The 6,070-nt window shown below is 47.0% G+C and carries 6 protein-coding genes; 5 read left to right on the forward strand and 1 reads right to left on the reverse strand.

Features of this window, described 5'->3' with window-relative positions; all coding sequences use genetic code 11:
* Positions 1-60: 60 nt before the first annotated feature.
* The 5 genes from Enr10x_RS25485 to Enr10x_RS25505 all read left to right on the forward strand — a co-directional run bounded on the left by Enr10x_RS25485 (position 61) and on the right by Enr10x_RS25505 (position 4,293).
* On the forward strand, positions 61-1,038 hold the full coding sequence (locus tag Enr10x_RS25485; RefSeq protein ID WP_145451799.1) for a DUF932 domain-containing protein: 978 nt from the start codon (positions 61-63) through the stop codon (positions 1,036-1,038).
* 91 nt (positions 1,039-1,129) lie between these two features.
* Positions 1,130-1,807, forward strand: a complete 678-nt coding sequence (locus tag Enr10x_RS25490; RefSeq protein ID WP_145451800.1) for a metallophosphoesterase family protein — start codon at positions 1,130-1,132, stop codon at positions 1,805-1,807.
* 108 nt (positions 1,808-1,915) lie between these two features.
* Positions 1,916-2,452, forward strand: coding sequence for a hypothetical protein (locus tag Enr10x_RS25495; RefSeq protein ID WP_145451801.1), 537 nt, complete (start codon positions 1,916-1,918; stop codon positions 2,450-2,452).
* A 237-nt stretch (positions 2,453-2,689) separates the two neighbouring features.
* Positions 2,690-3,538: a RecB family exonuclease gene (locus Enr10x_RS25500; protein WP_197997364.1), complete on the forward strand. Its 849-nt coding sequence runs from the start codon at positions 2,690-2,692 to the stop codon at positions 3,536-3,538.
* Positions 3,532-4,293 carry a hypothetical protein gene (locus Enr10x_RS25505; protein WP_145451803.1) on the forward strand — a complete coding sequence of 254 codons (762 nt, stop codon included), beginning with the start codon at positions 3,532-3,534 and terminating at the stop codon, positions 4,291-4,293. The genes Enr10x_RS25500 and Enr10x_RS25505 overlap by 7 nt, the downstream gene beginning before the upstream one ends.
* Positions 4,294-4,820: 527 nt before the next feature.
* On the opposite strand, the gene Enr10x_RS25510 is transcribed toward Enr10x_RS25505, so the two are convergent.
* A complete protein-coding gene (locus Enr10x_RS25510) occupies positions 4,821-5,816 on the reverse strand; it encodes a hypothetical protein (protein ID WP_145451804.1) in 996 nt (331 codons plus the stop codon).
* Positions 5,817-6,070 lie beyond the last annotated feature (254 nt).

The raw sequence follows: 6,070 nt of genomic DNA on the forward strand, positions 1-6,070 counted from the left end.
GTAGACCATGGCTCCCGAGGGTACCAAGGATGTATCCTAAACTACCACTCAGGAGTCCTCATGTCACACGAACTCGCAACAACAAATGGTCAATCATCATTAATGTATGTTGGTGCCCCTCCCTGGCACCGACTTGGAACAAAATTAGATGAACCAGCGACAGCTGCTGAGGCTATCGAAGCGGCAGGCTTAAACTACCGGGTTGACCTTCGCCCATTAGTAACTGAAGAAGGTCTTCCAGTTCCCCAGCGAAAAGCAGTCGTTCGAAGCGACTCTAATGCCGTTCTGGGAGTTGTTGGGAACAGTTATCAGCCGGTTCAAAATCACCAATGCTTTGGTTTCCTGGATTCTGTCGTGAGTGATGGACGACTTCGCTACCACACCGCTGGAGCTCTTGGCCAAGGGGAAAGAGTCTGGATGTTGGCCAAAATCCCTGGTGAAATTCGAATCAAGGACTCCGAGGATGTGACCGAGCAATACCTATTGCTGAGTAATTCTCATGATGGCAGTTCCGCCCTGAGGATGTATTTTACGCCCATTCGAGTTGTTTGTGCAAATACCCTGGGAGTGGCAGAACGACGTAGTCGGGGGCAAGGCGTCTCGATTATGCACAAGGGGAACCTGTCTTCCAAAGTCGCAGAGGCTCAGAACGTCTTGGGCTTTGCGAAGCGATTCTACGATAACCTGGATGATAATATTAATCGGCTGGCTCATCATTATCCGAGTCGAAAACAATTGGATAATTACTTCTCAACTCTTTATCCAGAGACTCCCGATTCAAAGAATCAACGGGTGAAAAACATCCGAAAAAACCTGGAATACCTGTTCGAAAATGGGAGAGGGCAGAATATCCTTGAAACAAAACTCACAAGCTGGGCAGCTTTCAACGCTGTGACTGAATTCGTGGATCACCATCGGTCCACACGTGGAAAAACTGAAGATGAAAAAATCAGTCGCCGCTTCGAATCTTCCTGGTTTGGAAGTGGTGCCCGACTAAAAGCGGCTGCCTGGAGTGCTGCCTTGGAAATGGTGGGATAAAACTCTAGAGAACCCACCTTTGTCTAACAGATTTTGCTATAATTCTGGAGTAGGAAGCAGGCACTTTTTACAGGAGAGGTATCTGAGAGTCTTGGAGAAGCAAAAGCAATCTGGTCGACTGATCGCAATCGGAGATATTCACGGCCATAAATTGGCGTTGCAGGCGTTGCTGGCCCAGATTAGCCCCGGAAAAAGTGACACCATTGTCACGCTGGGAGACTATGTTAACCGGGGGCCTGACAGTTGCGGAGTGATTGAAACACTCCTGACTCTCCAGGGGCGATGTCGACTGATACCAATCCTGGGAAACCATGAAGAAATGATGTTGGACAGTCAAGATGATTGTCATGCAGAACAGCGTTGGCGTTACCAGGGGGGAGAAACCACTTTACAATCTTATGGAGAGGATACTGGGGTAAACCAGATTCCCCAAGAGCACTGGGATTTTCTTTCCCACTGCTCTCCGTATTACGAGACGGAACCCTTCATATTCACCCATGCCAATTATTGCTGGTATTCATCTCTAGATCAGCAGCCCCCCTCTCTCCTCCGTTGGCTATCCTTGGAAGAATCTGAGCCACGACCACATATCAGTGGTAAAAAAGTTATTCTGGGACATACTCCAGGGGATATTCGAGAATATAACTTTTGTTGCTGCATTGATACCGGGTGTGGCTTTGGGGGATTATTGACGGCGATGGATGTCAATTCAAAAGAGATCTGGCAAGTAACCGAGTCAGGTGAAATAGTGACATCAGACATTTCTTGATTATCACTCCAACGAACATTCTCCATCCTGCAGACAGCGTATCCTGACACTAAGTCGAGTATTCAGTTCAGTGCCAAGAATCTTTATTCGACTGAAAGGAACCCCGACATGCTTAAGGTCAACGTTGGAATGAGCCGAAAAATCTCACGCGATTATAACAGCACCGGCTTCAGCGTGAATCTGGAAGGAGAAATCCTGGTGAACCTCGATGATCCTGAAGCCATTGTGGAACGGGTCAAGGAATTTTACGACCTCGCTGAAGAATCTCTGGCTCAGCAAATCGAACGTTATGAAGGGGATTCTGCCATCGCACAGCGGGACATGAATCATACTGGTCAGAATGGAGGTTCTCCCAGTGTTTTAGATCACTCCCGTATTCCACCCAATAGTGCTACCGCCCGAAATGGTAACGGTCATTCACGACTTCCCAATGGGGAATCGCAATCTCCAGCGACGAATAAACAAATCCAGTTTCTCTTGTCCCTGGGAAAACGTCAGGGACTGAACAAACCACAGCTGGAGAACCGAATTGCAGAGATTCTGGGAAGAGTGGTTGATGTCTACGAATTAACCAAAGCGGAAGCAGGAAAGATCCTCGATCATCTGACAGAAAACAATAATGGGAAACAGTCGGCCCGTCGTTAATGAAAGGGGCGATGGGATGGACCCTCAGAGTGCCTGGGAAGAAATGCTTGCAGAGATTGCTGCAGGGGACTATCACGAAGCCGAACTCAGAGCCGAGGGCTTATTGGATTGGCTCAATCAGGGTGGTTTCCCTCCCCAAACAGTTTATCGTGTCTTATCAGATGAATGGGATCGGATGATCTGCCGTTATGTCTGTCGCAAACTCATGATGATTGCGAACTCAGAAGGAGATCATTTATGAAAATGAGAACAAGGCCACACTGGAGCTTTAGTGCTCTGAATCAGTATCTCCGCTGTCCACTCCAATATTACTTCGAACGCGTTCTCCGGATTCCCAGGAAATCTGTCGGCAGTGGTCTGATCTTTGGTTCTGCGGTTCACAATGCCTTAGCTGTTTACCACCAAAGTTTACAACGTGGAGAAGACCCGGATTGGCAACAGATCCAACAGGAATATCTCGAAACCTGGCTTTTTCGAGAAGATGAGCAGACCGTTGAATATAAGCCCAAAGAATCCCGAGATGACCTGATCGCACAAGGATTAGAACTCCTGAAGCTTTATTGTGAGGAGCCTCCTCCCCAGGAAATCGTCTCTGTTGAACATCGGTGTTATATTCCTCTTTCTAATAGCGAAGGAGATTACCTGGTAACACCACTGATTGCGATTGCGGATCTGGTCACTCGTGAAATAGAGGGATGCTTGAAGATCACCGAGTTTAAAACCTCAGGCCGAGCCTATGGTGAATTTGAAGTAGAAAAATCGCTCCAAGCGACCTGTTATGTCAACATGCTCTGGGAAGGTTTTGGAGAATGGGCTTCCGTAGAATTTACCGTTCTGGTGAAAACGAAAACACCCAAAATCCAGCGGTTGAAAACGGCTCGTAACGAGGATGATATCGGGAGACTCGGGGATCTCGTCGAGACTGTGGAACGTGCAGTGGAGAATGAGATTTTTTATCCCATCGAGACTCCAGTCAATTGTTCTATGTGTGCCTTCCGCAAGGAATGTCGGGAATGGAAACCGAGAAAGACAGTCACAGAACAAAACCCAGAGTTGGTTGAACTAAATGGAGTTGAAGTATGCTGACTGAACTCGGGGGAAAGGGCGGCTGTCTTTGTGAACCTGCTAAAAGTGGATCGCTACGATGTCCCTTGATTGTTCGGCCCACCAGCGAAGACGTAATTACCGGTCACTTGTTCGGAACATTACGGGCAATCAACCCCAGATGGTGGTTACCTGACTTCCTGAATCAGGCTCTCGGAGTCGAACGATTTCGTCGCCAGGTATTCCGAAACCTACGTATTGAACTCTGGCAAAAGCAACCTGCATTCCCTCGCTGGCTGATTCCGTGGGATGAAGGGCAAACGGAGGTCGACGTCGTGATTACCTGGGAAAATCCACCAACGACTGTGTTTATCGAGATGAAATATGGCTCTCCACTTTCAGGAAGCACCGTTCATAATAACGGTCACGCTGGATATCCTTCAGATCAGTTGATTCGAAATGCAAGAGTTGGGCTCTACCAGTGCGGTTGGTATGTAGAAGATAAGTTATTCGAATTTCCTTCCAGAGACTTTAACCTGATCTTGCTCTCACCCAAAATGGGGAACCCATTGGTTGAACAATACCGAGATCTGGATAAGTTCCAAGAAGCCATTCCACACAGCGATAAGCTAGCAAGTCTACCATCAGATTCATTTATTGGAGAGATGAGTTACTCAGGGACTATTGATATAGCGAGAACGAATCACCGATTCATGAATAAGACAGAACAAAGACTCACTGACCAACTAAAGAGCTACATAGACCTCAAGATGAGCCAGATCAGATATAATACATAAGTAGTCTTTATTTCTGAGTCGTGTGTTCCAAAAACAGATTTTGGAACACACGGCATAGATCGTTCCCACCTTTGGACAGTTCTAAATTCATCTCAACCGACTTACAAATACTGTAAAGACCCACTTATAGAAGGCCATCACTAATTCTTACACCCATCCTTATCGCAGGTGATTCTGTCTGACGAGTTCACCCAATGATCTGGTTTAACTCTGGTATCAAAGCCGCATCCAGTCTTCCCCCCCTTGGTACCTTTGTGAACTACTCCTGAAGGTGTGTGCTTTACTGCCATCTTGAACTCCATACTTAAGAAACCAAAGTGGACTGCCATACCTTGCTCAAGGTGACAGTGACTATCAACCCCACATTAATACACTTTAGTACATTATAAACATTAGAACCGACAACTCAACACCAATAGCAAAAGTACGGAAAAAAACTGATCTGTCTCTTTCAGAAAATGAACACCCGACAGAAAAGTTCCAAGATCATAGAACACTAATAGGACCGATCAACACGTTGTCCCTTTCTACTGCCATGACCTGGAAATCGAAACCAATTCATGGTCATTACGAACTTCAACCACGGAACACTGAGCCTCATGACACAAGGTCGCCACTTCCTGCAACAGTTCCCAGCAATTCGACCGATAGTTCGGTTCAGCAATTACCAGGATCGGCTGGACCGTACGAAATCGTTCTTCAGGAAGACGCTCAGCAGCCTGAGAGGGGAGTAACCCTAGTTGAACCTTCTGTCGAACGAGGGATTTAATGTCATCGGTGATCTGATCCAGGGTCCGCCCAAATAGTTCACGATGCACGGCAGCTTGAAGCCCTCCCCAGCAAATCCTGCTCGTATCGGAGCCATGCTTCAACTCGATGCAGAGCAATTCACCACCTGGCCCCAATGCAAAAAAGTCGCACATGTCCCTGAACGTAGAAGGTGAAGGTTCTCCCCATTTCTGGGAGTCCTGTTCTTTGAGCTTGTCTCGAATAACATCATACTTCCGCTGAATCGGACCGAACAATATTTTTCTCTCAAGCCCATTCGGATAACTTAACACAGCATCTCGATCGATGATCAACCAGTCCATCCCTGGGCACCATCGAGATCCGAAAGTGAGACTGAGTCTGTTCAGCCAATAGCCCCTTGCACGGTTCCGATAGTACCCATCCTTTTCAAAAGATATCGCAGCCAACAAATACTCGGGAATCATTTTTACGGTCCGGGACCAGCTTGATTCCAGCCAGCTCTGCATCAATTCTTGGGAACCTGTAGCACTATTAAAATAATCCTCACTGGCATTGGCAGAATAACTGAGGCAGTTGGTGGAATTATCATATTCAATCCTTAAGAGAGACATCGAGCCGTGATAGACCACCAAACGATCCTCCGCACGCAGTTGAAGATCAAGAGTGTAGTCATCGTCTTGGGCACATAACTCTGGCAGTTGCAATAATTGTGACAGCGGCTCACGACTTAGGTGATCAACAAACCTTGGGCTAAGGGATCGAGCATATCGCATTTTGATGTCCTTGAAAAAACGTGAAAAAAAGCGATTGTACTACCAGGCTCATGCAAGGGTGGGACAGTGATCCTTTTCTCTTCCGACGGGTAGTCAGGATGGCAATTCTTACTTTGAAACAAGGAACATAATCATGCCTCGCCAGAATGCAAAACCAGTCCACGAAATCCGTCTCGGAGCAGTCAAGGCTACAATTTGGGAGAATCACACAGACGCTGGGACACGCCACAACGTATCTGTATTTCGCCTGTTTA

This window comes from Gimesia panareensis (assembly GCF_007748155.1).
GTDB lineage: Bacteria > Planctomycetota > Planctomycetia > Planctomycetales > Planctomycetaceae > Gimesia > Gimesia panareensis.